The sequence below is a fragment of the Ruegeria sp. E8 genome, assembly GCF_056533985.1.
On sequence record NZ_JBQFOY010000023.1, the window covers coordinates 34872 to 57183 of the forward strand.

A 22312-nucleotide genomic window follows, 5' to 3' on the forward strand; every position below is an offset into this window, starting at 1 on the left:
GGAAACGTCCTGTAGGTTGTCAGAGTGCGCGGCTCACAATCGTGCGGCACAGCTCGGCCACTGCGATATGGCTTTGGCGGGGGAAACCGTCAACGCTGTCATCGACGATTCCGTGCGTGGAATTGATCAGACCGTTGGCCACCATCGTGTCCAGCAACAGGGCCTCGCGGTCCGGTGTATGCAGCAGTTTGGCGTTGCCCGCGCGGGCGGCCATGGCGGCGGCAATTGCGGTGCAGCCCCAGTTGGAACAGGCCGCTGTCACCAGCACATCGCAGCCCGTGACAGCACCAATCCCACTACCGCAACCGCATTGGCACGTGTCGCCATAGGGCACATGCGCTTTCACATGATCCGCGACCTTGCCCATTCCGATTTCATTGCCGCCGTCACCGACGGCCACAACCGGAATGCCGCGTTCCAGCGCCAGGTCGAACAGGAAATCGACCCGCGCGCGACCCATGCCATAGTCAATGCCGCGCATCGAGTGATAGACGCCAAACTCGTTGCGCCCGACCCGCTCGGTCGAAAACAGCAGGTCGGGGGCCAGGTCGGCCAGAAGCTGTTCGGCCTGCGCCTGCCCGCCTGCGTCGTCCGTGGCGTAGGGCAGCATGACAATCGTGGCGAGGCTTTTGTCGGCCTTCGCAATCGCCGCCTGTTCCAACGAAACCGGAAACAGCCCGGCAGCCTGACAGGTGTTGCGGATCGCGGGCAGCAATGTCTCCTCGCACAGCATCACGCAGGTGATATTGCGCGCCAGAACCAGCGCCCACGCAATCGCTGCCGCGCCCGAAGGGCCGTCGTTTTCGCCCAGTTCCGGGGTGATCCACGCGCGCGAGACCGAGCCGGTGGTCAGCGCCACCGTACCGCCCTCGGGCACCGCCATCAGAGCATCCGCAGCGGCACCGACCAGCGATCCGCCCTGCAAGACACGGGCGGCCTCGAACAGAGGTTCGACCCCGCGTTCGCCCATGTCGATATTCACCAGTTGATCCAACCGGTTATCCAATCGGGTGATCAGAGCCGTATCGGTCATTCAATCGTCTCCAAACAGCGTTACGGCAAACCAAGACTGGTCGCCCAGGTGGGCGGCTGTCTCATGCATCGCCGACATCAGACAGTCAGCCACCGCCATTGCACCACCCGCTCGGGCGACCGCGCCCGAGGTCGGTTTCAGGCGGATCGAAACGCGCCCGCCGGGCTGCCCATGGGTATTCACCGTCACGATCCCCTTGTCCCGCAACATCAGTATGCCGATGGCGGCGGTCACTTCGGCGGGGACCAGATCGATTTTGTCGGTGCCCGCCATATCCAGAACAATCTCCATCGCGTCCTGTTCGTCGATCTTCGGCCCCAGTGCCGAACGGGTCACGCGCCCTGCCCCCAGCGCGGCCTCCAGCGCGTCGGCCAGATCCTGACCGTCCTGCGCCTCTTGCAACAGCAGATCGGGCGTAAAACCCTGCAGGCTGCGCATCGCGCCGACGGCCACGGGCGCGCGGGCTTCAATCCCTAGTTCGCTGGCACGGGCCTGCACCGGAATCAGCGCCGCCGGGTCGCCACAGAGCACGCCGGCACGCGGACCGGAGAGACCAGCCTTGTCCGCATTGGTAACAACCAGATCGGCCCCGAAAGACAGCGATGCGCCGCCGCCGTGCAATACCGGCCGGAACCGCGCGCCGTAGGCATCGTCGAGGAAGGTCACGCAACCCGCCTCTTTCCCCATCGCAACGGCGTCGCGGATCAGTGCATCGCTGAGCATCGACAGTTCCGACGTCACTGGGGTGATCACAAACAATGCCGGTTTATCCTCGGCCAATGCTTGGCTCACAGCATCCAGACCATGCACCTCGTGCACCGGCACACCAGCCAACCGCGCCCCGCGCAGAACCGAGGCATGGCTGCGGTCGCTTTCAGCCACCAGAGACAACACCGGCTTGCCCGCAGAGTGGGCCAAAACGGTCGCCACGATCCCGGCGCTGGTGCGATTGACCACCGCAGCGGCCTCGTGCCCCTGCCCACCGAGATGCGCTATGGCCGCCTGACGCAGCTCCTCGCCAAACAGGCCCGGGCCGATCCACTCCTCGCACAGCAGGTCCAGATCGTCCGGTGTGGCCGGGTAGAACCGCAGGTTGCCCGTGCAGATGGCGATTTTGTCGATGCCTTCACGGGCCACGAAATCAGCGGCAACCCGGCCCGCCTCAGCCAGTCTGCGCACCTCATCCGCCGATCCTTTTAGTAGCTTACCCCGGGCGTAACCCACGCCCGGATCAATGGCGTTGCCGAAGCGGTCTGTGCTCACGCGCCGCCCTCTATGTTGATGGTGACGCATTTGCGGTAGGTATACGCCTCGAGCGCGCCTTCGATGGAATACTCGCTGCCCATGCCGGATTGCTTGGTGCCGCCATAGGACATGCCCGGTATCTGCCCACCGCCCTGGTTGACCTGAATCCAGCCTGCATCAATGGCGCGGGTGAGACGGGTTATCCGGCTGATATCGTGGGTGAACAGGAAGGCCGCCAGCCCGTAATGGGTGTCGTTGGCCATAGCGATGACCTCTTCCTCGGTCTCGAAGGGGATGGCGACCATGACCGGGCCGAACACCTCTTCGCGGGCGATGCGCCAGTTGTTGTCGACGCCGGTGATGATGGTCGGGTTGGGGCAGAAGCCCGCCGGGTCTTCGGCCGGGGTTTCCCCGATCAGGAACTGCGCGCCCTTGGCTTCGGCCTCGGCCACATAGGCACGGATTTCGCCATAACGCTCGGCGTTGACCACCGCGCCCATATCCACATCCGGATCCAGCGCGTCGCCCACCTTCAGCGCCGCCGATTTCTCGGCCACCTTGGGCATCAGTTCATCCCAAATATCCTTATGTACAAACAAGCGCGATCCGGCGGTGCAGCTTTGACCCTGACGCGCAAAACGCATGGCGTTGGCCACCTGTTGCGCCGTGCTGTCCAACCGGCCATCCGCGATGGCGTCGGGGAAGACAATGGTGGGGGATTTACCGCCCAGTTCCAGCGTCAGTTTGGCAATGCGATCCGCAGTGGCCTTGCCGATCAGCTTGCCCACCTCGCTTGACCCGGTGAAGGACACCTTGTCGATGCCGGGATGCGATGCCAGCGCCGCGCCCGCCTCTTCGCCGAGCCCAGTGACGACGTTGAACACACCTGGCGGGAACAATCCATCGGCCAGTTCCGCCAGTTTCAGGATCGCCAGTGGCGCGTCCTCGGCCGGTTTCAGCACCAGACAATTGCCGGTTGCCAGTGCCATGGAAATCTTGACCGCGCCCAGCTGAAGCGGGGAATTCCAGGGGATGATCGACCCCACAACGCCATGCGGCTCTCGGGTGGAATAGCTGAACAGACCGGGGCCCAGCGGCAGGGTTTCGCCTTTCTGCTCGACCGCCACGCCGCCGTAATACTTCAGCACCCCGGCGGCGCCCATCGCCTCGCCCCGCGACTGGGTCTTGATGGCATTGCCACTTTCGGCGGCCAGCACGCGGGCGACCTCTTCGGCGTCGTCTTCAAGCCGACGCCCAAGTTCTGTCAGCAGCTTGCCACGCTCGGCTGCTGCCAAAGCGCGCCACGTCGGCAGCGCGGCACGGGCGGCGTCGACTGCCAAATCAACTTCGGTCGACGTGCCGCGACCGACCTCGCAGATCGGAGTGCGGCGCGAGGGGTTCTCGACCACCAGACGCCCTTCGGGCCAGTGCCAGGCGCCGTCGATATAACTTCCGGCCAGGCCCTCTTGGGGCAGTTTTGGTTCCAGATGTGTCGTCATCCCTGTTCTCCTTGGCAGGCTGAGGGCATCCCAGAAATATGCCGCGCCGTCCGAGGGGGACAGTCGGCGGCGCTGGGATCGGAGCAAAGCTTGCCCGACCCCGGAAAGGTAATCAGATCTTGTCGCGGACAACGGCCCAGGCGTCATCCAGCGCGCCTTTGAACCGTTCCGTGGCGATGTCGATCTCATCCTCATTGATAATCAGCGGTGGCATGAAACTCATCCGGTCGCCGATTGCCCGCAGGTACAGACCTCGGTCATGGGCAAAGTTCTGCACAAGTTCGCCCACTTTCCAAGAGGGATCAAACGGTTCGCGGCCCTTGGCGTCTTGCATCAGCTCGAACCCGCAGAACAGGCCGACACCGCGCACCTCGGCCACCAGCGGATGATCGGCCATGGAATGGCATTTCTCGAGGAACCGGGCCGAGACCTTGCGGACATGACCAACCAGATCGATCTCGTCATAGATGTCCAGCGCTTCCAGCCCCACGGCGGCCCCGACCGGGTGGCCTGCATAGGTATAGCCGTGGCCAAAGGTACCGACCTCGTCCGAGTTCTTCATCATGTCGGCATACATCTCATCCTTGAACATCAGCGCCGAGATCGGGAAGAACGCCGCCGACAGCGCCTTGGCGCACGAGATCATATCGGGCTCCAGACCCCATGTCTGCGATCCCCACATATTGCCGGTGCGGCCAAAGCCGCAGACGACCTCATCGGCCAGGAACTTGATGTCATACTTGCGCAGGACAGCCTGCATCTCGCGCCAGTAGCCTTCCGGCGGCATCAGCGCGCCGCCACCCGAGATCGCGGGTTCGGCAAAGAATGCGGCCACCGTCTCGGGGCCTTCGGCGAGGATCAGTTCTTCGAACTTCGCCGCCATTCGGGCCGAGAACTCCTCCTCGCTTTCTCCATCAATGTGAAAGCGATAATAGTTCGGCAGTTCGGTGTGTTTGAACTCGGGCAGCGGTAGGCCGAACTTGGCATGCATATGAGGCTGACCTGACAACGACACCGTCGCAACCGTATTGCCGTGATAGCCGCGCACCCGGCCGATGATCTTGCGCCGGTTCGGCTCACCCCGCGCGGTGTTGGTGTACCACAGCAGCTTGATCGCAGTGTCGTTGGCCTCGGACCCCGAACACTGGAACATCACCCGGTTCATCTCTTCGGGTGCCATCCCGATCAGCCGCTCGCCCAGTTCCGCCACGCGCGGATGCGAGCGGTTGTAGAAGGTGGGCGCAAAAGGCAGCACGTCCATCTGGCGCTTCGCTGCATTCGACAGACGTTCGTTGTGATAGCCCAGCGAGACACAGCCCAGACCGGAAAACCCGTCAATAATCTCGCGCCCTTCACTGTCATAGATAAACACCCCGTTGCCGTGGGTGATCATGGTTGGACCACTCTCGGAATGCTGGCGTAAATTCGACTGAGGATGCACGTGATGTGCCTTGTCCTGCTCGGTGGCGCGTTTGGCGTCAACGTTCATAAAGGGTGCTCCAACTGAAAGGTTGGGGCGATTTCACATTTATATTGACTGAATTTCAATTTCGAAGTTTTTTCGATTTCGTGAATTTCTTTCAGGCTAAAAACCCATGAAACCTCTGCTGGACCTGCGCCACCTGCAACTGATTCAGGCGATCAACGAAACCGGTCGGATCACCGACGCGGCCAAGAAGCTCGGGGTAACGCCTTCGGCCTTGTCCCACCGCCTGCGCGAGGCGGAGCGCAGGCTGGATGTGCCCCTGTTCACCCGCATGCACAAGAAGCTGCGCAAGACACCAGCGGCGGATTACATGGCGGTTGTGGCTGAGCGTATCCTGACCGATCTTCACCGCGCCGAAGAGGATGTGCGCCGCATGAACGCCAATGTGCAACATGTCGTGCGCCTGTCGGTTGAAGCCTACAGCAACTATCGTTGGTTGCCGTCTTTCATCAAGTTCATGAAGTCGCGCACCGACGGGATCGACATTCAGATCATGGCCGGTGCGCGCAGTGATCCCTTGACCGGGCTGCTGAACCGGCATCTGGATATCGCGATCACCTCGGGCAACGTATCGCAAGCCGGGCTGAGCAGCATGAAACTGTTCGAAGACCCGTTGCTTTACATCATGCCGCCGTCGCACAGGTTGGCGGGGCGTGAATATGTTGAAGGCAGCGATATCGTTGGCGAGCCGTTCATCACCTACACCAAGATACCTGAGCCGGATCGCGAATTCGCGCTGCTGTTCCGCCCCACCGACAGCTATCCGAAATGGGCCGCCACAGTCGAACTGCCTGAAGCGATCGTGGAACTGGTCGCCTCGGACCTTGGCACCAGTGTTTTGTCGAACTGGGCCGTTCGCTCTGCGCTGAAGGAGGGCCGGATCGTTGGCGCGGGTGTGACCAAAGACGGTATTTCGGTCCCCTGGCACGCCGTTCTCAGAACCGAGGATGTAGAGGACGGTGACCCGATCTTTCAGATTGCACAATTGCTATCGGAATGGTGTGAACTGCCGGACAGCGGATTTCACATCACATAGCCACAAATCCCGGATGGGGATCTGCGGCTATGGGTTTTATCCGTCATCAGGCGCAGTCAGTTTGCGACCATCATTCAGCAACGCAGCCTGCTGCCCTGAGGATCGAACGGTGCCTCTGCCAGCACCCGCGCTTTGTGCGGCTTGCCGATCACCTGGATCACGACCTCGTCTCCGGGCTGCGCCACCTCGGGGTTGCGGAAACCCAGTGCCAGAGATTTTCCGACCGAATAGCCAAAAGCCCCCGATGTGACCCGGCCCACGGGCGTGCCGTCGGGGGTAAAGATCGGCTCACTGCCGGTGGCGTCAGCATCTTCGGTCACGTCCAGCTCAAAGATTGAAAGCACCTCGCGCGGGGCATTGTCCTTGACGGCCAGATAGGCGTCTTTGTGCAGGAAATCCTTGTCCAGCTTGATAAGGCCGGTCAATCCAACCTCTTGCGGCCAGTATTCCTGAGAATACTCCCGTCCCCAGGAACCATACCCCTTTTCGATGCGCAACGATCCCAGCGCGCGCCCACCGACGGGGCCACCGCCGCACTCTTTGGCGGCCTCGAGCAGCGCGGTGTAAAGCGCAACCTGATCCCCCTCGGCGCAGTGCAATTCCCAACCCAGATCACCGGTAAAGCTGACACGGATGGCCACGCAATCTACGCCCGCAACGGTGATTTTCTGCGACCGCATGAAGCGGAACGCTTCGTTTGACAGATCGGCATTGGTCAGGCGCGCCAGCGCCTCGCGCGCTTTGGGGCCTGCAATGTTGTACCCGGCGATACGATCGGTGGCGACCTCAAGCGTTGTGCCCTCGGGCATCTCGACCATGTTGAAGAAACGTTGATGATAGCGCTCGGCCATGCCCGAACCGATCATCATGTATTCCTCTTCGGCCAGCTTGGTGATGGTGAAATCCCCGGCCACACCACCACGGACCGAGATCAGCGGCGTCAGGCAGCTGCGCCCCACCTCGGTGGGAACACGATTTGCAACCAGACGATCCAGCCAGTCATACGCGCCCGGCCCCTTGATCACGTAATTGGCGAAGTTCGATATATCGATCACACCCACACTGTCGCGCAGCATCTGCACCTCGCGCCCGACCGGGTCAAACCAGTTCAGGCGGGTATAGCCGATGGTCTCTTCGGTTCCGGACTCATCAGCAAACCACAGCGGATGTTCCCAGCCACAGTTGAGGCCAAAGACGCAGCCCATCTGTTTCTGCATCTCGTAGGCGGGGCGCACACGGGCCGGACGGCCTGCGCTGCGTTCTTCATTGGGGAAGTGAATCTTGAAGCGATGGGTATAGGCATCCTCGACCCGCGCTTTGGTGAACTTCTTGTCGGCCCAATCGCCAAAGCGGGCGAGATCCCAGGCGAACATGTCATATTGCGGCTCACCTTCGATCATCCATTGCGCCGCCAGCAGGCCCAGCCCGCCCGATTGCGAGAAGCCGGGGATCAGACCGCCGCAGAGGAAGTAGTTCTTCAGCTCGGGCACCGGCCCCCACAGCATGTTGGCGTCGGGCGACCAGATCATCGGCCCGTTGATCACCCGTTTCACCCCGGCGGTGGCCGCGACCGGAACGCGTTCGGTGGCGCGGATCACGTTTTCCATGATCCGGTCCAGATCATCGGGGAACAGGTCATGGGCAAAGTCCAGGGGCGTGCCCTCTTCCGCCCAGAACTTCATGTCTTTTTCATAAGCCCCGATCAGCAGACCGTTGCCTTCCTGCCGGAAATAATACTCGCCATCGCGGTCGGCGATCGAGGGCAGTCGACGGCCCAGATTTGCCACTTCATCAATGGTTTCGGTCACGAAATACTGGTGTTCGGTCGGTTGCAGCGGCAGCGTCAGACCCGCCAGCGCCGCCACCTCACGGCCCCAGAGACCGGCGGCATTGACCACCCATTGCGTGTGAATGTCGCCCTTGGATGTGTGCACGATCCAGCTGCCGTCGGGCTGTTGTTCCGTCCCGATGACCGGGCAGAACCGTTCGATGGTGGCACCCATGGCACGGGCACCGGCGGCGTAAGCATGAGGCACGCCGGACGGGTCCACATTGCCGCCATCGGGTTCGTACATAATGCAGCGGATGTCATAGAACTGCGCCAGCGGGTGCAGTTCCTTGGCCTCTTCGCGGCTGACCTCGTGGAAGTTCAGACCGTAGAACCGCGCTTTCGCCTCTTGCAGGCGCAGCTGATGTTCGCGCTCTTCGGTTTGCGCGAGATAGAGCGAGCCGGGCTGGAACACGCCGCAACTTTGGCCGGTTTCCTTCTCCAGCTCCTTATACAGGTTCATTGTATAGTGCTGGATGCGGGTGATGTTGTTGTTGTCATGCAGGCCGTGGATATTGGCTGCCGCGTGCCAGGTCGAGCCGCTGGTCAGTTCGTCGCGCTCCAACAGGATCGAATCCGTCCAGCCGAGTTTGGCGAGGTGATACAGGATCGACGTACCGGCAAGACCGCCACCGATGACAACAGCTTGTGCGTGGGTTTTCATGAATGAGTGTCCTTCGATATGGCGCGGCTCAGGCGGCGATTTCTTTCATGACGGCAAGGAATTTGGCGACTTCGCCAATCGAGTTGTAGTGGCACATCGAGACCCGTACACAGGCGTCATAGCCCAGCGGTGTCAGGATATTGCCCGAATAGTGATCCGCCTTGCGAAGATGCGTGCGGATACCTTGTTCGTTCAGCCGTTTGACGACGTCGGACGAGGCCACGCCTTCGACGCGCAGCGAAACCAGACCTTCGCGCGCCGGGTTGTCGATGCCGCCAAGAACGGTAACGTTCTCCATTTCGGCCAGACCGCTCAGATTGCCGGTGCCGTGGATCATGGCATCGGTCAGCGCCTTTTCCTGCGCATGGATCGCATCCCCCGCCGCCAGAAACTTGCCGCGCCGGTCGGTGGCATCGCTGACCTGGCTGCCCAGCCATTCGAAATAGGACACGACGTCGGACATCGTGGCGTAAGCCCCGGTGTCGCGCGTGCCCATTTCCCAGTTGTCCGCAGGACCATCCAGAAGGGCATTGTGTTCCAACGCGGTCAACCTGTCGGAGATCCACGCCACGCCGTAGCCATGGCGCGAAAACACTTTGTAGGGTGAGATGACATACCCATCGACGTCATAGGCTGTCAGATCAATCCGGCCATGCGCTGCGTGCTGGATGCCATCAACGATGATGAAACAGTCCGGAGCAACGGCGCGGATGGCTTGTGAAACGGCCGCCACATCGACGCCCATGCCTGTCACGGGTGAGGTGTGCAGGATCGTCGCCACTTTGGTATCTGGCGTCACGGCTGCGGCATAACCTTCGGCGGTGACGGTACCGGTGGCATCGTCATGCGGTATCAACACGTGGGTCTGACCGGCGATGCGGGCCCAACGATCACAGGCCGACCGCGTGGCCGGATGTTCCAATGTGGATCCCAACACAACGCCCGCACCACTTCCCAGACAAGCGTTCATGATCAGTCGGAACAACAGCTCAGTGCCGCTTTCGCCCACAAAAAACTGCCCGCCGGTTGCGTTCATGAAATCCCGCATATCCGCCTTGGCCGTGTTGATCGTGGCAACCAGCGCGTGAGATCCCGGATTGTCGCGCCCCTGATTGTCGGGGATCGCCGCATAGCGGGTCGAGCTATCCAGCACCGAGTTCAGGGTCAGCGCCCCTCCGGCATTTTCGAAAAAGATCCGTTCGCCTTGTTCGGGGCAATGATCGATCTGGGCAAAACGGCCTCGGATGTGTTCCAGCAGGCTTTCTGAGATTTGGCTCATGGCAGGTGGCGCTTTTGTGTTGTGTCGGCGAAGGATTGTTTTGCCGAACCTAGGATGGTTGCCTTCACAAGACATGCAAAAAAAACCGTGGCAAAGCGGTCGAAAATTCTGCGCAAGTCGCGTGTTGCTTGGATTGGTATGGCCGTCGGAATACACTCCATCTCGCCAGACTTGCCCATCACCGGTACCAGGCATCCGTGTCAGCGGCGGCTTTCAAGAGCCAGTTCTGAAACAGCCTGACGGCCGGTGTTACGGAATTGTCCCGTAATTTGGCGTAGTAGCCCCAGGGGCTGTCCAGATTCAGATCGAATGGCTCGATCAACAGGCCCTGATCCAAATAGGGGCGCGCCAACGACTTTGGCAGCGCCAAACACCCCAGAGATTTCGCCGCCAGTTCAAGCGCGAGGTTCGAGGCATTGGTGCGCGGCCCCTCTTTCTGGTTCAGGTCCTCCAGCCCGAAATGCGCGGTCACCTTTTCCCAATAGGCGGGCCGACCCAGGATGTGGATCAGTGGCGCGTCGTGCAATTGCTGTGGATCGGTCAGGAGATGATTGTGGACCGAGAAATCAGGGGCGCAGACCACTGTCAGCTTGTCGACCCACAATTGCGTCAGGCCCTCGGCCACGTCGTCAACATGATTGATCGTGATGGAAATGTCCGAAACGTTCGGCTCGACATCCTCCCAGATTGTGCCGTGAACCGTCACGGAAATGCCGGGGTGATCCTCGGAAAAACCCTGAATGACATCGGGGAGCCAGTTCTCGGCCAGGCTGAACGGGCAGGACACGGCCACTGTTTTGGTATGCGGTCGCAGAACAACTGATTGCGTGGCCACGTCGATTTCCTGCAGCGCGTGGCGCACGGACGGCAGATAGGCTTTGCCCACATCCGTCAGCGACAGGGAACGGGGGTGCCGCACAAAAAGCGGACGTTTGATGAATTCCTCCAGCGAGCGCACATGGTTGCTGACCGCAGATTGCGTGCAGTTCAGCTCTTCCGCGGCGCTGGTAAAGCTCAGGTGGCGGGCCGCGGCCTCGAAAGAACGAAGAAAGGAAAGGTGCGGCAGGTTCATCATTTTTGTTTATCCGGTGCGGCTTATACTTCGAGTATGGTGCCCCAGCCCCGGCCTCTTGTACGTTTGCGACATCAACAATGTCACGTTTGCGACACCCGGAACCAGACAGCCACAAAATATCCGGTGCCATTGCCCAAGGATTGTTTTCGTGCCGCCTTCGGTAAAAGCACCTACCTTTTCCGCAAACACCGGTATTCGAACTCTCATCACGCGCAGGCAGGCCATGGCAGGAACATTTCAAAAGGTTGCGGATTTCACCCTTGGCAGCACGGCTGCGGACTTTCCCGAAACTACGCTGAAGGCCGCGGCACGGATGCTGCTGGATACGCTGGGCATCACGATCGGTTCAGGCCCCATGGCCGCCGGGCTGATCGCGCGGGAAAGTACACTGGCGCTTTATGGCGCGGGCGATGAGGCTTTTGCAGCGCGTATGCTGTTTGACGGCCGCCGGGTCAGTGCAGCAGGCGCGGCCTATGCGGCAGCAACCCAGACCGACAATCTGGATGGGCATGACGGGTACAATCCGACCAAGGGCCATATCGGCGTGGCAGTTGTTCCTGCGCTTGCCGCATTGGCTGAAACGGTCGACGATTTCTCGGGGCCCGAGGCGCTGGCGGCCGTGACCATCGGGTACGAGGTTGCCGGGCGAGCAGGTATTTCGCTGCACAATACGGTCAGCGACTATCACACCTCAGGCGCATGGAACGCGTTGGGCGTTGTTGCCGTGGCTGCCCGGTTGCGCGGCTTAACAGCTGATCAGATGCGACAGGCCATGGGCATTGCCGAATATCACGGCCCCCGCAGCCAGATGATGCGCGAGATTGCCAATCCAACAATGCTGCATGACGGATCGGGCTGGGGCGCGCTGGTGGGCATGTCTTCGGCCCTGCTGGCCGAAAAAGGCTTTACCGGTGCCCCTGCTATTACCATCGAGGCTGATGAGGTCGCGCCCTACTGGCAGGATCTGGGTCAGTTCTGGCAGATGGAGCATCAATATGTGAAACCCTATCCGATCTGCCGTTGGGCCCATGCCGCCATCGACGCCACTCGGGCTTTGATGCGCGATCATGATCTGATGCATCAGGAGATCGCGGCGATACACGTCAACACCTTCCGTGAAAGCGCCTGCCTGTTTCAGGGAATGCCCGACGACACGTCCAAGGCGCAGTATTCCCTGCCCTTTGCAGTCGCCACGATGGCTGCATATGGGCGGATCGGGGTTGAGCACATTTCCGGGTCGGGGCTGTCGGACCCTCTGGTGGCGTCGATTGTGGACCGCATTTCCGTTTCCGAGACCGAACGGCACTCCAGCCGGTTCCCCGAAAGCCGCTTTGCGGATGTCGTCATGACGCTGAAAGACGGGCAGGTTCTGGAATCAGGTGATGTTCATGCGCGGGGCGGGCCCGAAGCGCCGATGGATGACGCAGAAGTAGAAGAGAAGTTCATGGAATTTGCCACGCCGTCTCTGGGCGTCGCCCGGGCCGGGGCCATTCGCGACGCGGTTTTGGGGCTCTGCGAGCCGGGGTCCAAATTTTCAGACCTTGGAGCCCTGCTTTATGACGCGCCGGGCAATGTATAGGCAGGACTTTAGGAATGCCATCTAAGCTGCTGAAATTTAGGCCTGCTTACGTGCATTCTGCGAAGTGTCCTCTACCGCAACTTTCGCCCATGCGATCATGACCGCAGGCCAGGAATTCAACAAAGAGGTCACTTCGTGAAATCCCCCGTCACCATTTTGCACACCAACAATCCCGACGCCTCGAAACAGGTGCTCGCGCAGCGACATCCTGACCTCGAGATACACACTTGCGACAGCTATGATGCGCTGCCGGGTATGATCGAAGACACGCAGGCCGAGGTTGTTTATTCGGTTCGCTTCGCTGGCACGCCCGGTTTTCCGCGACAGGCTCTGATCGATGCGCCCAGCGTCAAATGGGTCTCGGTCGGCGGATCGGGTACGGATCACATGACCCCGTGGGATTCGGGCACGTTTACCGTGACAAATGCTGCCGGGGTCGCTGCGGATATGATGGCGCAATACGCGCTGGGTGCGATGTTTCACTTCACGCTGGATCTGCCCGGGTTCAGGGCCGCGCAAACACGGCGGGAGTGGGTTTCCGGCAAGGTTGAACCGATTGACGGCAAGACGGTGCTGATCCTCGGTCTGGGACAGACCGGTATGGCCGTCGCGGCCCGGTCAAAGGCAATGGGCCTGACGACCATCGGCGTCCGGGCCCGTCCCAAGGACACACCGAATGTGGATGAGGTTCACGGCATGGACGCCCTGCCCGACCTCTGGCCGCGTGCGGATTTCATCGTTGTCTGTGTGCCGCTTCTGGACAGCACCAAGGGATTGGTGAACGCGCGGGCGTTTGCGGCGATGAAACCGGGTGCGGTGATCGTCGATGTTTCCCGAGGGGGCGTGATCGACGAAGCCCCGCTTGTTCATGCGTTGGACTCCGGCGCGTTGCGCGGCGCGGCACTGGATGTCTTTTCAATCGAACCGCTGCCCGAGAACCATGTGCTCTGGGGCTTCGATAACGTGATCGTCACGCCGCATTGCTCGTCCGTTTATGAGGGATGGGATCTCAAATCGGTCGAGATGTTCGCGGACAACCTTTGGCGCTACCGCAAGGGCGAAGCGCTGACAAACATCGTCAATCCCGAACGAGGATATTGAAATGCCACGAGACAGACGCAGCACATCCCGAAGCGGTGGCCGACGCGGGAAAAGCGCACGGGCAAGTGCAGAGATTCAGCAGCTGCCCTGGCAATCCATCGTCAATGCGTCGCCCAAGATCGAATTGCTGAACGACGCGCAACTGGATCAGCTACATGCAACCTCGATGCGTATCCTGTCCGAGGCAGGCATTCGCGTCATGGGCGACAATGTGATGGACCTGTTCGAACAGGCCGGAGCGCTGGTGGATCGCGACACCAAGACAATCCGCATCGACGAAAGCATCGTCAATGAAGCCCTGAAGACAGTCCCGAAGACATTCACACTGACCGGGCGCAACCCGGAAAAGCGGATCACGCTGGGTGGTGACCATGTCAATTTCGGCCTCGTTGCCGGACCGCCAAATGTGCATGACTGTGTCAACGGGCGACGACCGGGCAACTATGAAGACTATTGCAACTTCATCAAACTGGCCCATCATTTCAATGCGATCCACCTGATCGGCAATCAGGTGACGGCACCGCAGGAAATGCCCGCCAACAACCGGCATCTGGACACTTACAACGCCAACCTGACCTATAGCGACCTCAGTTTCCACGCCACCGCGATTGGCCGGGGCCGGGCCATGGACGGTATCAACATGATGGCCATCGCGCGCGGCATGACGCTGGACCAGATGCGCGCGGATCCCGGGGTGATCACCATCATTTCCGTGAACTCGCCGCGCCTGTTCGATGACGCGATGGGGGACGGGCTGATCGCCATGGCCGAGCATGGCCAGCCGGTTACGATCACGCCTTTCACCCTGATGGGGGCGATGACCCCGGTCACGCTGCCTGCCGCTCTGGCGCAGCAAAATGCCGAGGCGCTGTTTGGCGTGACCCTGACCCAACTGGTCAATCCCGGCACGCCGGTGATGTACGGGGCCTTCACCTCGAATGTGGATATGCGCTCGGGCGCTCCGGCTTTTGGCACTCCGGAAAACACCAAGGCCAATATGATCAGCGGTCAGCTGACCCGCCGCTATGGCATTCCCTATCGTACGTCCAACGCCAACGCCTCGAACGTGGTTGATTTGCAGGCGGCGTACGAGACGATGATGGCCACTTGGGGCGCAGTGCTGGGTGGGGCCAATCTGGTCTATCACGCCGCCGGATGGCTGGAAGGCGGGCTGACCGTGTCTTACGAGAAACTGGTTATGGACGTGGAAATCCTCCAGAACATGATGGAGTTCCTAAAGCCGCTGAAATTCGACGAAAGCGAATTGGGGTTCGAGGCCATCAAGGACGTCCCGACCGGCGGGCATTTCTTTGGCACCGAACACACGATGGAGCGGTATGAAACCGCGTTCTATGCGCCGATGCTGTCCGATTGGCAAAACCACGGTGCGTGGGAGGCTGCGGGGTCAAAGACCGCGTTGAACCGCGCGACCGAGATCTGGCAGCAGGCGCTGCGCGAATACGAAGAACCCGTCATGGACCCGGCGATCCGCGAAGAGCTGGACGCCTATATCGACAAACGCAAGGAAGAGATCGGTTCAGACGAGCCTTGAAGACAAGGCCGGGTTCTCAACCCGGCCTTTGCTTACAACAGATCGAACAAACGACCCGGAACGGCCCCGTGCCTTGGAAGGCCAAGCGCGCGCATCAGGGCGAACATCATCGCCTGATTGGATGTGACCACCGGTTTGTCGAGCGCGGCTTCGATCCGTTCCACCGCCTCAACCGCGCGCATGTCGGTGCAACTGAGAACGATGGCCTCGGCCTCAGGGTGGTCGGCCTGACAGGCAAGGTCAAACACCTCGTCCGGGGTCAGTTCCCCTTGTCCGTAGTTGCCCAGTTCGCGCCCGATATCGGCGCATTTGACGGTTGTGATCCGGTTTTCAGCCAGAAACTCCATCGCCTGCGTGTTGATCTCACCCAGATAGGGCGAAGAAAACCCGACCTTGGTCACGCCCAGTGTTTTGATCGCGCCCACAAGAGCCCCGGCCGCGGTAAAGGACAGCGCGCCGGATCCAGCCTTGATATCCTGCGCCAGTTGTTCATCGAATGACGGACCGTGGGTCAGCGTGGCTGATGTGCAGCCATAGAGCACAACGTCAGGCCGTACACCCGAGATCATCTTCAGATCATGACTTATGTCCGAGGCGCCCAGTCCCGCCATCTGATCCGAACCGGGAACTTCATCCACATCATAGCCGCCCATACGTTGAAAATGCACCGTCGTATCGGGGCATCGCATCAACATCATGTCGGCTTCGAGGTTGGTGTTGGTGAAGGGCACCAAGACGCCGATCTTCGCCTTTGTGCGGGTTTCAAAGGTCATGACGTCACCTCTTTCAGAACGGCCAGACAGCGGTTCATGATGTCTTCCGAGCAGATCGTGGCGCGCAGGCAATCGTGCAGACCATAGCCCCCCATACCCCGCATCAGAAGCTCTTGCGACCGCAGGGCGGCATCCGCTTTTTGGGCTGCTTCGGCGTCAGAAAAACGGATCAGGACAAAGTTGGTATGGCTGGGCGGCACCAGCAATCCCAACGCCCGGCACTCGTCAGCAAAACGATCCCGGATGGCAGTGGTTTTGGCCACCGCGTCGCGCATATGTGCCTGATCCAGCATCGCGGCCGTTGCCATGGCTTGCGAAGGGATCGACACATTGTTGGGGTTCAACAGCTTGCGCAACTCAGCAGCGATCTCGGGCGGGAACAGGCCCCAGCCCACGCGCGCACCGGCCAGCCCGTAGGCCTTGGAAAAGGTCCGCATGATCACGGTGTCGCCGTGCTCTACCAGCGCGAAGATCTCTGCCGGGTCATTATCCTGATCCGCAAATTCCGCATAAGCCTGATCGATCACCAGCAACACACCGCCTGGCAAGGCATCCCGCAGACGGATCAACTCGGCATTCGGGATCAATGTCCCGGTCGGGTTGCCCGGATTGCAAACAAAGACAATCCGGGTTTCGAAGGTAACTGCAGCCAGAATATCATCCACCGAGACCGTAAGATCGACCTCGTGCGCTTTTACGTAGTCCGCCTGCACCTGAGCCGCTGCCGAGGCCACGTAGGCATAGCCATAATCGGTGCCCAATACGCGGTCGCCCGCCCCAGCAAAAGCTCGGATCAGACAACCGATCAGTTCCATCGAACCGGCACCGCACAGGATCTGCGCGGATGGCACCCCGTGTGTTTGCGCGATGGCCGCGCGCAGGTCCGGCCAGTCGGGATCGGGATAAAGCGGCATCTGATCCAATGCCGCCCTTCCTGCCGCGATGGCTGCAGGGCTGGCCGGAAAAGCACTTTCATTCTGGGCCAGAGAAATTGTATCCGACCCACCAAGATCGGCCAGCGCATAGGCGGCCATGGCGTGGACGTGTTCAATAGCTTGGATCATGATGCACCTCTGTAAGCTTTGGCGCCCTCTTCGGTGATCAAGCCACGCTTCAGGTCCAAATTCAACGCTTCCGGATCACGTTCGACCGGATCACCAAAGCCGCCGCCGCCAGGTGTGTCGAAGATCAGGTAATCACCGCCTTCCACAAGCAACTCCCCTTTGCCCGGAATATCGCCGTCGCCGTCACGGAACCGGATGCGTCCAGGCGCACCGGGTTGGCCGCCCATCCGGCCAAGGGCGGGAAACTTGAGGCGCTCGACCGACAAGAACACGATGAACGGCGCATCGTTGGAGGACGTCATCTCGATCCTTTGCCCCAATCCACCGCGATACTTGCCTGCACCGCCGGAATCCGGCAGCAACTCGCGCCGCCACATGACCACGGGGGCCACGCTTTCGGTGATCTCGACCTGCGATCCGAAGACGCCTGAAGGGTATGCCGTGGCCGAAAGGCCATCCGCATGAGGTCGCGCGCCGGTGCCACCGTTGTGAACCGGTTCGATTGCGAACTCGCGCCCGCCGTTCGCTGCGACTTCGGGCGCGTGGCGCATTGGCAGGTCAAACATGCAGGAGGCCCCTTCGGCGGGCACCTGATCAGGCAAGGCTAGATGCAGGCAGCCCAGCACCAGATCAGGTGTCACCTGCCCCAGCGTATGCCGCATGGCCACGGGAACCGGATGCTGCGCGTTCAGGATGCAGCCTTTTGGGCCGTCCACCGTGAAGGGTTCCAGCGAGCCTGCGTTGTTCGGGATGTCCGGCCCAACGATGCAGCGCAGAGCAAACACGGTGTAGGCCGTGGCATAGTTCAGCGGCACGTTGATGCCCTTTTTCGAACAACCCGACGTGCCGGTGAAATCGACATGCATGCCGTCTTTGGTGACGGTCAGCGTGGCGTGCAACTCAAGCTCGTTCTCATACCCGTCCATGCGCAGCACGTTTTTGTAAACGCCTTCGGGAACGTCTGCGATCGCCTCCAGCGCGCCTTTGCGCGAGGTGTCGATGATATAGCTGCCCAGCGTGTCCAGATCGTCGATCCCGAACTCGTCCATCATTGCGACAAGACGGTTCACACCTGCCTCGCAACAGGCAATCAGGGCGTAAATGTCGCCTTCGTTCGCCACAGGCTCGCGCGAGTTCGCGCGGATGATGTCCATCAGCAGAGCGTTGGGTGTACCGGCCTCGACCAGCTTGCAGGGCGGGATCAGCAAGCCTTCGTCATAGATATCCGATCCCTCGGGGCCCATACCAAGCCCCCCAAGATCCACCAGATGCGAGGTGCATGAGGTAAAGCCCACCACCTTGCCATCCTTGAATGCGGGCATCATCAACAGGAAGTCGTTCAAATGCCCCGATGCCAGCCACGGGTCATTGGTCATGTAGATGTCACCGGGTTTCATGTCCTGCAGCGCAAAACGGCCGCGCAAGTGCAGGACGGCTTCGGCCATCGTGTTGATATGGCCCGGCGTTCCGGTCACGGCCTGCGCCAGCATCCGGCCATTTACATCGAAAATCCCGGCGGAAATGTCGCCGCACTCACGCACGATCGGCGAAAAGGCGGCACGGATCAGGGTCTGGCCCTGTTCTTCAACCACGGCCAGCAGACGGTTCCACATCACTTGCAGGCGGGCGGGGGACAGATCAGCAGTCATTTTGCGCCTCCTTTCTGATCCTGGATCAAGACGAGGTTGCCGATGGCATCCATTTGGGCTGAGAAATCGGCAGAAACGAGCGTGGTGGTCTGCGGCTCATGGATTAGCGCAGGCCCCGGCACATAGTCGCCGTGGGTCAAGTCCGCACGGGCGACGAAGGCGGCCTCTTTCGTTGTACCATCCACATCACAGGTGATCGGCCGCGTCTCGGAAGTATTGAAGGTTTTTCGGTCTGGAGTCGGGGGCACCGCAGGCACAGCGCTGTCCGGCGTAGCGACCCGAACGGCCCAGTTGAGAATCTCAATCTCCATCCCCGGAACCGGGCGTGAGAATTGTTTGCGATATTCCTCTTCAAAAGCGGCTGTGAGTGGCGCGATATCTTCGCGTGTCAGAGCACGATCCGGCAGGGTAATTTCGATCTCATGCCCCTGCCCGTTATAGCGCATGAAAGCGGTACGCAGGATTTCGGTTGGGGCATCCCCTGCCCCTTGGGCGACAACCTCTTTTGCCTCGGCTATCATCGCGTCAAACAGGGCATTCACCCCATCCATATCCATGCTGTCGAGCAGGGAATAACGCGAGCGGACGATCTCGAACGAGACCGGCGCGAACAGAAACCCAACCGCTGAGCCGACGCCGGGGTTGGGTGGAATAACGATACGCGACACCCCTGCTGACCGCGCGACGCGGCTGGCGTGCAGAGGGCCATTGCCGCCGAAGGCAATCATGGTCCTAGGACCAAGGTCTTTGCCGCTTTCAACCGCGTGCATACGCCCGGCGCTGGCCATGCTTTCATCCACGATGCGGCTGACGCCGTCTGCCGCGCCTATCGCATCAAGTCCCAGATTTTCACCTATCACGCGCGTCAGGGCGGCCTTGGACCCGTCGGGATCAAGCTTGATATGCCCCTCGGCAAAGGTGTCCGGGACGATATAGCCCAATGAGATGTCGCTGTCCGTGACCGTGGGATCGGTTCCGCCGCGCATGAAGGCAACCGGCCCGGGTTCCGATCCTGCGGATTTGGGGCCCACGGTCAGACGCCCGAGACGATCAACGCCTGCAATTGAGCCGCCACCTGCGCCGATCTCAATCATCTCGATCACCGGGATACGCACCGGCATGCCAGACCCTTTGATGAACCGCGCCGCGCGGGCGATTTCGAAAGAGCGGGACGTCTGAGGACGCGCCTTGTCGATCAGGCAGAGCTTGGCGGTCGTTCCTCCCACATCGAAGGACAGGACCTGATCCAACCCGGCGCGCGCCGCAATGCGCGCGGCCAGAATGGCCCCGCCCGCCGGGCCGGATTCGACCAGACGAATGGGGAATCGCGAGGCGGTTTCAACCGTGCACATACCACCCCCCGCCGTCATCATCAGGATCGGACAGGTGACGCCCTCGGCTGCGAATTGCTCCACGAACCGGGCCAGATAGCTTTCCATCAACGGCTGGATATAGGCGTTGGCCACTGTAGTGCAAAGCCGGTCAAACTCACGCGCTTCGGGGCTGACATCGGACGAGATCGAGATGGTCAGATCCGGACGGCGTTGAGCCAGAAGATCACGCAAGCGTCGTTCGTGGGCCGGGTTGGCATAGGAATGCATCAGACAGATCGCCACCGCTTTGGCTCCGCTGGCCTCGATCTCGGCCAGCAGCCGGTCGATCTGCGTTTCGTCCAGTTCAATCAGTACCTCGCCTTCTGCCGACATGCGCTCGCGTATGGTCAAAGAGCGTTCGCGCGGCACCAGCAGGTCCGGTTTTTCGAGGTTGATGTCGTATTGGGAATACCGCCGCTCATACCCGATATCGAGGATGTCCCGAAACCCTTCGGTACAGATCGTGGTCACAACCGCCCCGCGCCGTTCGATCAGCGCGTTGGTCGCCAGCGTGGTGCCGTGGATAAAGCCGGTCACTTCTTTCAGTGTCCGCCCGGATTGCGCCATGACGCGCTGCGCGCCTTCCATGGCACCTTCGGCGGGGTTCTGATGCGTGGTCAGGGTTTTGGTCGATGCCAGTATCGTCTCATCACCCGAGACCAGAACTGTATCGGTAAATGTGCCACCGATATCGATGGCAAGGCGCAGAGCAGTTGTCATTTGGTATTCCGTTATCGTCTGAATGCAGGCAGGCAGAACGCCCTACAGGGCGATTATCCGCGCGGCGGCACCAGATCACAGCCGGTTGCACGGCGGTCGAGACGATTGGGAATACACAGACAGTTCATAAGGTTTTTTCATTTACCGCGAGCAAAGCGGCTAGCGATTTTACGACACGTTGGCCTGCAAGCGACAAAATTGTTGCTGCAAGCCAATAAGTCTTAAACCTGAACCTGATAGAGCTTCTCTGGAAAAGACTACAGGCGCACAGTTTCGCCGGTTTCGAGTGCCTGTTGCGCAGCCAATCCCATTCGAACAGCCCATAAGCCGTCTTGCAGTGACACATCCGGTGCGGCCCTGTTCCCCCGCAGCAGGTCCAGAAAACCCTGGTGCTGATAGTAGGTCGAACCGTTGTGATCGCCCGCAGCCAGCAGGCGCGGATCAACAGGGATGTCCTGCGAAACTGGTCCTTTGGGGTTGCGCGGGCTGACAATGACTTGCGGCACCGGTGGCTCGCCCAGATGCGCTGGCCAGAACCGCCCCGGCCCCGGCACAAGCGCCTCGATCTTGGCCTTCGGACCGACGGCCGAGATTTCCTCCTGATAGCGCGCGCCTTCGGCAAACATGCACAGCTCCAGCATCGCCCGCGCGCCGTTGGCGAAATCGACCAGCACGTAACCGTGATCCAATATGTCCGGGGTTTCGCCATCATAGCGTTCGTCCAGATGGTTCAGGGCCTGCCCACCGCTGGCCGTGATACGCACCGGATCAGAATGCAGGATAAGTCGCATCAGATCGAAGAAGTGACAGCATTTCTCGACAAAAGTGCCACCTGTATTTCGGTTGAACCGGTTCCAATTGCCGACTTTCTCCAAAAACGGGAAGCGGTGTTCCCGGATCGACAGCATCTTGATCCCACCCGTGTCGCCAACCTTGTCGATCAAGGTCGCGATGGGTGGCATATAGCGGTATTCCATCGCAACCCAGATTGGGTGAGGGTAATCGCGCTGTAACTGCTCTAGCCGGGTAACGTCATTCGGATCCGTAAACAGAGGCTTTTCCACCAGCAACGGCAGTGGCCGCTTCTCTGCGATCTCGCAGAGCTGGGCGACATGCAGATGGTTGGGGCTGGCGATAACTATGCAATCCAGTTCTTCGACATCCAACAGCTCTTGCACCGAGCTTGCCATGACTGCATCTGGCGCAATGGCCTGTGCTTCTTTTGCCATAACGGCGTCAGGCTCAAAGATCGCAGAAACTCGCGTGCCGTCCAACAAAGCTATGTTATGCAGGTGCTCCTGCCCCATCATGCCGCATCCGATCAGCCCGTAGTGGATGGTCCGGGTCATGCGCGTT

The 22312-nt window shown here is 60.5% G+C and carries 16 protein-coding genes; 4 read left to right on the top strand and 12 right to left on the bottom strand.

From position 1 onward, the window contains the following. Positions 1-19: 19 nt before the first annotated feature. The 4 genes from ACR0LF_RS20915 to ACR0LF_RS20930 form a co-directional block, all read right to left on the bottom strand. Positions 20-1033: a glutamate cyclase domain-containing protein gene (locus ACR0LF_RS20915; protein WP_480583097.1), complete on the bottom strand. Its 1014-nt coding sequence runs from the start codon at positions 1031-1033 to the stop codon at positions 20-22. Continuing rightward, a complete protein-coding gene (locus tag ACR0LF_RS20920; RefSeq protein ID WP_480583094.1) occupies positions 1034-2296 on the bottom strand; it encodes a PLP-dependent aminotransferase family protein in 1263 nt (420 codons plus the stop codon). Further along, a complete protein-coding gene (locus ACR0LF_RS20925; protein WP_480583091.1) occupies positions 2293-3777 on the bottom strand; it encodes an aldehyde dehydrogenase family protein in 1485 nt (494 codons plus the stop codon). The genes ACR0LF_RS20920 and ACR0LF_RS20925 overlap by 4 nt, the downstream gene beginning before the upstream one ends. Before the next feature lie 112 nt (positions 3778-3889). Then, entirely contained in the window at positions 3890-5266 is a 1377-nt protein-coding gene (locus ACR0LF_RS20930; RefSeq protein WP_480583088.1) for an aminotransferase, read from the bottom strand. Between the two features lie 106 nt (positions 5267-5372). Between ACR0LF_RS20930 and ACR0LF_RS20935 the strand changes: the two genes are divergently transcribed. Beyond that, positions 5373-6299 (top strand): LysR family transcriptional regulator, encoded by a 927-nt coding sequence (locus tag ACR0LF_RS20935; protein ID WP_480583084.1) that lies wholly within the window; start codon positions 5373-5375, stop codon positions 6297-6299. 74 nt (positions 6300-6373) lie between these two features. Here ACR0LF_RS20935 and ACR0LF_RS20940 read toward each other — a convergent pair whose 3' ends face one another. The 3 genes from ACR0LF_RS20940 to ACR0LF_RS20950 form a co-directional block, all read right to left on the bottom strand. Next, a complete protein-coding gene (locus ACR0LF_RS20940; RefSeq protein ID WP_480583081.1) occupies positions 6374-8791 on the bottom strand; it encodes a GcvT family protein in 2418 nt (805 codons plus the stop codon). 28 nt (positions 8792-8819) lie between these two features. After that, positions 8820-10070, bottom strand: coding sequence for an aminotransferase class V-fold PLP-dependent enzyme (locus ACR0LF_RS20945; protein WP_480583078.1), 1251 nt, complete (start codon positions 10068-10070; stop codon positions 8820-8822). 178 nt (positions 10071-10248) lie between these two features. Then, positions 10249-11145 carry a LysR substrate-binding domain-containing protein gene (locus tag ACR0LF_RS20950; protein WP_480856463.1) on the bottom strand — a complete coding sequence of 299 codons (897 nt, stop codon included), beginning with the start codon at positions 11143-11145 and terminating at the stop codon, positions 10249-10251. Positions 11146-11368: 223 nt separating this feature from the next. On the opposite strand from ACR0LF_RS20950, the gene ACR0LF_RS20955 reads away from it, so the two are divergent. The 3 genes from ACR0LF_RS20955 (at position 11369) to ACR0LF_RS20965 (ending at position 15377) form a co-directional block, all read left to right on the top strand. Continuing rightward, on the top strand, positions 11369-12724 hold the full coding sequence (locus tag ACR0LF_RS20955) for an MmgE/PrpD family protein (RefSeq protein WP_480583072.1): 1356 nt from the start codon (positions 11369-11371) through the stop codon (positions 12722-12724). Between the two features lie 135 nt (positions 12725-12859). Further along, positions 12860-13825, top strand: a complete 966-nt coding sequence (locus tag ACR0LF_RS20960; RefSeq protein WP_480583069.1) for a D-2-hydroxyacid dehydrogenase — start codon at positions 12860-12862, stop codon at positions 13823-13825. 1 nt (position 13826) lies between these two features. Continuing rightward, positions 13827-15377 carry a trimethylamine methyltransferase family protein gene (locus tag ACR0LF_RS20965; RefSeq protein WP_480583066.1) on the top strand — a complete coding sequence of 517 codons (1551 nt, stop codon included), beginning with the start codon at positions 13827-13829 and terminating at the stop codon, positions 15375-15377. Positions 15378-15409: 32 nt separating this feature from the next. On the opposite strand, the gene ACR0LF_RS20970 is transcribed toward ACR0LF_RS20965, so the two are convergent. From ACR0LF_RS20970 to ACR0LF_RS20990, 5 genes are all read right to left on the bottom strand, one after another. Beyond that, complete coding sequence (locus tag ACR0LF_RS20970; RefSeq protein ID WP_480583064.1) at positions 15410-16150, bottom strand: maleate cis-trans isomerase family protein; 741 nt, start codon at positions 16148-16150, stop codon at positions 15410-15412. After that, the gene (locus ACR0LF_RS20975) at positions 16147-17214 is read right to left on the bottom strand and encodes a pyridoxal phosphate-dependent aminotransferase (protein WP_480583061.1); all 1068 of its coding nucleotides are present in this window, start codon (positions 17212-17214) and stop codon (positions 16147-16149) included. The genes ACR0LF_RS20970 and ACR0LF_RS20975 overlap by 4 nt, the downstream gene beginning before the upstream one ends. Next, positions 17211-18863 carry a hydantoinase B/oxoprolinase family protein gene (locus ACR0LF_RS20980; RefSeq protein ID WP_480583058.1) on the bottom strand — a complete coding sequence of 551 codons (1653 nt, stop codon included), beginning with the start codon at positions 18861-18863 and terminating at the stop codon, positions 17211-17213. The genes ACR0LF_RS20975 and ACR0LF_RS20980 overlap by 4 nt, the downstream gene beginning before the upstream one ends. Beyond that, the gene (locus ACR0LF_RS20985; protein WP_480583055.1) at positions 18860-20956 is read right to left on the bottom strand and encodes a hydantoinase/oxoprolinase family protein; all 2097 of its coding nucleotides are present in this window, start codon (positions 20954-20956) and stop codon (positions 18860-18862) included. The genes ACR0LF_RS20980 and ACR0LF_RS20985 overlap by 4 nt, the downstream gene beginning before the upstream one ends. Positions 20957-21213: 257 nt before the next feature. Further along, positions 21214-22305 (bottom strand): Gfo/Idh/MocA family protein, encoded by a 1092-nt coding sequence (locus ACR0LF_RS20990; RefSeq protein ID WP_480583052.1) that lies wholly within the window; start codon positions 22303-22305, stop codon positions 21214-21216. Positions 22306-22312: the final 7 nt, after the last annotated feature.

Coding starts and splice junctions, on each gene's coding strand:
- ACR0LF_RS20945 (WP_480583078.1), bottom strand. CDS start 10,070: ATGAGCCAAATCTCAGAAAGCCTGCTGGAACACATCCGAGGCCGTTTT.
- ACR0LF_RS20980 (WP_480583058.1), bottom strand. CDS start 18,863: ATGACTGCTGATCTGTCCCCCGCCCGCCTGCAAGTGATGTGGAACCGT.
- ACR0LF_RS20940 (WP_480583081.1), bottom strand. CDS start 8,791: ATGAAAACCCACGCACAAGCTGTTGTCATCGGTGGCGGTCTTGCCGGT.
- ACR0LF_RS20985 (WP_480583055.1), bottom strand. CDS start 20,956: ATGACAACTGCTCTGCGCCTTGCCATCGATATCGGTGGCACATTTACC.
- ACR0LF_RS20935 (WP_480583084.1), top strand. CDS start 5,373: ATGAAACCTCTGCTGGACCTGCGCCACCTGCAACTGATTCAGGCGATC.
- ACR0LF_RS20915 (WP_480583097.1), bottom strand. CDS start 1,033: ATGACCGATACGGCTCTGATCACCCGATTGGATAACCGGTTGGATCAA.
- ACR0LF_RS20955 (WP_480583072.1), top strand. CDS start 11,369: ATGGCAGGAACATTTCAAAAGGTTGCGGATTTCACCCTTGGCAGCACG.
- ACR0LF_RS20950 (WP_480856463.1), bottom strand. CDS start 11,145: ATGATGAACCTGCCGCACCTTTCCTTTCTTCGTTCTTTCGAGGCCGCG.
- ACR0LF_RS20965 (WP_480583066.1), top strand. CDS start 13,827: ATGCCACGAGACAGACGCAGCACATCCCGAAGCGGTGGCCGACGCGGG.
- ACR0LF_RS20925 (WP_480583091.1), bottom strand. CDS start 3,777: ATGACGACACATCTGGAACCAAAACTGCCCCAAGAGGGCCTGGCCGGA.
- ACR0LF_RS20975 (WP_480583061.1), bottom strand. CDS start 17,214: ATGATCCAAGCTATTGAACACGTCCACGCCATGGCCGCCTATGCGCTG.
- ACR0LF_RS20990 (WP_480583052.1), bottom strand. CDS start 22,305: ATGACCCGGACCATCCACTACGGGCTGATCGGATGCGGCATGATGGGG.
- ACR0LF_RS20970 (WP_480583064.1), bottom strand. CDS start 16,150: ATGACCTTTGAAACCCGCACAAAGGCGAAGATCGGCGTCTTGGTGCCC.
- ACR0LF_RS20930 (WP_480583088.1), bottom strand. CDS start 5,266: ATGAACGTTGACGCCAAACGCGCCACCGAGCAGGACAAGGCACATCAC.